This is a genomic window from Plantibacter sp. CFBP 13570 (assembly GCF_014841395.1).
GTDB lineage: Bacteria > Actinomycetota > Actinomycetes > Actinomycetales > Microbacteriaceae > Plantibacter > Plantibacter auratus.
This window is the reverse complement of record NZ_JACYTW010000125.1, coordinates 1-3,836: the sequence shown is the minus strand read 5'-3', so window position 1 is coordinate 3,836 and position 3,836 is coordinate 1. Positions and strand designations below refer to the sequence as shown.

Here is a 3,836-nt window from a genome sequence, read left to right as displayed (position 1 = left end):
CGAGGTTTACGTTGCCAAGTCACACTGAGACGAATGTTCTCGGGTGGCGCTCATGGGTGGAACATTGACATTGATGCAGACGTGAGAGTCTGCCAGCAAGTACGTCTTCTTCGGGAGATTGGAACGGTGGCCGGCTGGAGGGTTTGCATATGCACGCTGTTGGGTCCTGAGGGACCGGATCCGCATCTTCGGATGCGAGGACGAACCTCAGGGCCTCTTTTGCTTGACATCAATGGTCAAGGAGAGAGGTACCGCCCGTACTTTGAGAACTACACAGTGGACGCGAGCATCTTAGATTCATGACCCTTCGGGGTTGTGGATCACAAAGATCAAAACATGCTTCTTCGGAAGTGATGTTGATCATTGGTCAATCTGCATCAGGTAACTGGTGCCGATCGATTCAAACTCATGTGATTTCAAATTTCTAAGAGCAAACGGTGGATGCCTTGGCATCTGGAGCCGAAGAAGGACGTAGTAATCTGCGATAAGCCTCGGGGAGCTGATAAACGAGCTGTGATCCGAGGATTTCCGAATGGGGAAACCCCGCCAGGCCCCTTGTGGTGATCTGGTGACTCCCGCCTGAATATATAGGGCGGGTAGAGGGAACGGGGGGAAGTGAAACATCTCAGTACCCCCAGGAAGAGAAAACAACAGTGATTCCGTCAGTAGTGGCGAGCGAAATCGGAAGAGGCTAAACCGGGCATGTGTGATAGCTATCAGGCGTTGCATGTCCGGGGTTGTGGGACTTCTCACTCCGAACTGATATTCGGGGAGCATTAGAACGTGGTATAGACGAATGGGATTGAAAGCCCAGCCAGAGACGGTGCCAGCCCGGTAGTCGAAATGCTGCAATCGTGCGAGGAGTATCCCAAGTAGCACGGGGCCCGAGAAATCCCGTGTGAATCTGTCAGGACCACCTGATAAGCCTAAATACTCCCAGATGACCGATAGCGGACAAGTACCGTGAGGGAAAGGTGAAAAGTACCCCGGGAGGGGAGTGAAATAGTACCTGAAACCGTTTGCTTACAAACCGTTGGAGCACCCTTGTTGGTGTGACAGCGTGCCTTTTGAAGAATGAGCCTGCGAGTTAGCGATATGTGGCGAGGTTAACCCGTGTGGGGTAGCCGTAGCGAAAGCGAGTCTGAATAGGGCGATTCAGTCGCATGTCCTAGACCCGAAGCGAAGTGATCTATCCATGGCCAGGTTGAAGCGACGGTAAGACGTCGTGGAGGACCGAACCCACTTAGGTTGAAAACTGAGGGGATGAGCTGTGGATAGGGGTGAAAGGCCAATCAAACTTCGTGATAGCTGGTTCTCTCCGAAATGCATTTAGGTGCAGCGTTGCGTGTTTCTTGCCGGAGGTAGAGCTACTGGATGGCCGATGGGGCCCAAAAGCTTACTGACGTCAGCCAAACTCCGAATGCCGGTAAGTGAGAGCGCAGCAGTGAGACGGTGGGGGATAAGCTTCATCGTCGAGAGGGAAACAACCCAGACCACCAACTAAGGTCCCAAAGCGCGTGCTAAGTGGGAAAGGATGTGGAGTTGCACAGACAACCAGGAGGTTGGCTTAGAAGCAGCCACCCTTGAAAGAGTGCGTAATAGCTCACTGGTCAAGTGATTCCGCGCCGACAATGTAACGGGGCTCAAGCACGCCACCGAAGTTGTGGCATTGATATTTTTGGTAGGCCTTCGTGGTCCAGCCGTATTGATGGGTAGGAGAGCGTCGTGTGGCGAGTGAAGCGGCGGTGTAAACCAGCCGTGGACGCTACACGAGTGAGAATGCAGGCATGAGTAGCGAAAGACATGTGAGAAACATGTCCTCCGAAAGACCAAGGGTTCCAGGGTCAAGCTAATCTTCCCTGGGTAAGTCGGGACCTAAGGCGAGGCCGACAGGCGTAGTCGATGGACAACGGGTTGATATTCCCGTACCCGCGAAGAACCGCCCAAGATAATCCAGTGGTGCTAAGAGTCCTAACCCGGACGACTGATTCCCTTCGGGGATGATGGGTCCGGTCTAACGCTCGACCCCATGCTGGTGCGTTTAGCGTATTAACAGGTGTGACGCAGGAAGGTAGCCTATGCCGGGCGATGGTTGTCCCGGTGTAAGTGCGTAGGCTGAGAGATAGGCAAATCCGTCTCTCGTGAAGGCTGAGACACGATACGGACCCGTAAGGGATAGTAGGTGATCCTATGCTGCCAAGAAAAGCATCGACGCGAGGTTCTAGTGGCCCGTACCCCAAACCGACTCAGGTGGTCAGGTAGAGAATACTAAGGAGATCGAGAGAATCGTGGTTAAGGAACTCGGCAAAATGCCCCCGTAACTTCGGGAGAAGGGGGGCCTGAGGCGTATTAGGACTTGCTCCGAAAGCGTTTGAAGGCCGCAGAGACCAGTGGGAAGCGACTGTTTACTAAAAACACAGGTCCGTGCCAAGTCGCAAGACGATGTATACGGACTGACGCCTGCCCGGTGCTGGAAGGTTAAGAGGAACGGTTAGCCGCAAGGCGAAGCTGAGAATTTAAGCCCCAGTAAACGGCGGTGGTAACTATAACCATCCTAAGGTAGCGAAATTCCTTGTCGGGTAAGTTCCGACCTGCACGAATGGCGTAACGACTTCCCAGCTGTCTCAACCGCGAACTCGGCGAAATTGCATTACGAGTAAAGATGCTCGTTACGCGCAGCAGGACGGAAAGACCCCGTGACCTTTACTACAGCTTGGTATTGGTGTTCGGTGTGGCTTGTGTAGGATAGGTGGGAGACTTTGAAGCTTGGACGCTAGTTCAGGTGGAGTCATTGTTGAAATACCACTCTGGTCACTCTGGATATCTAACTTCGAACCGTAATCCGGTTCAGGGACAGTGCCTGGTGGGTAGTTTAACTGGGGCGGTTGCCTCCCAAAAAGTAACGGAGGCGCCCAAAGGTTCCCTCAACCTGGTTGGCAATCAGGTGTCGAGTGTAAGTGCACAAGGGAGCTTGACTGTGAGACTGACAAGTCGAGCAGGGACGAAAGTCGGGACTAGTGATCCGGCAGTGGCTTGTGGAAGCGCTGTCGCTCAACGGATAAAAGGTACCTCGGGGATAACAGGCTGATCTTGCCCAAGAGTCCATATCGACGGCATGGTTTGGCACCTCGATGTCGGCTCGTCGCATCCTGGGGCTGGAGTAGGTCCCAAGGGTTGGGCTGTTCGCCCATTAAAGCGGTACGCGAGCTGGGTTTAGAACGTCGTGAGACAGTTCGGTCCCTATCCGCTGCGCGCGCAGGAAATTTGAAAGGATCTGACCCTAGTACGAGAGGACCGGGTTGGACGAACCTCTGGTGTGTCAGTTGTTCCGCCAGGAGCACCGCTGATTAGCTACGTTCGGGATGGATAACCGCTGAAAGCATCTAAGCGGGAAGCCGGCCTTAAGATGAGATTTCCATGCCTTCGGGCGAGAGGCTCCCAGCCAGACTACTGGGTTGATAGGCCGGATGTGGAAGAGAGGACGAAAGACTCTCGGAGCTGACCGGTACTAATAAGCCGATAATTTGATAACACTTTCTTTGTTTGAATACGAAGATGCTACGCGTCCACTGAGTGGTTCTCGATGTACGGTCGAGAACCCGCAGACAACACCACTGTGTTCGCACAGCGTGTTGGTTTGCTTGTTCACTTTGATACATCAATAGTGTTTCGGCGGCCATAGCGAGAGGGAAACGCCCGGTCACATTCCGAACCCGGAAGCTAAGACTCTTTGCGCCGATGGTACTGCAGGGGGGACCCTGTGGGAGAGTAGGACACCGCCGGACTTCTTCGTTGAAATGGCCACCCAAGGTTCTTGGGTGGCCATTTTGCGTTAA

The 3,836-nt window shown here is 53.6% G+C and carries 2 rRNA genes; both read left to right on the top strand.

Annotation, left to right across the window (positions count from 1 at the left end):
• Positions 1 to 414: 414 nt before the first annotated feature.
• A 23S ribosomal RNA gene (locus IFT89_RS19770) occupies positions 415 to 3,532 on the top strand.
• A gap of 136 nt (positions 3,533 to 3,668) precedes the next feature.
• Positions 3,669 to 3,785 (top strand): 5S ribosomal RNA (rrf, locus tag IFT89_RS19765).
• Positions 3,786 to 3,836 lie beyond the last annotated feature (51 nt).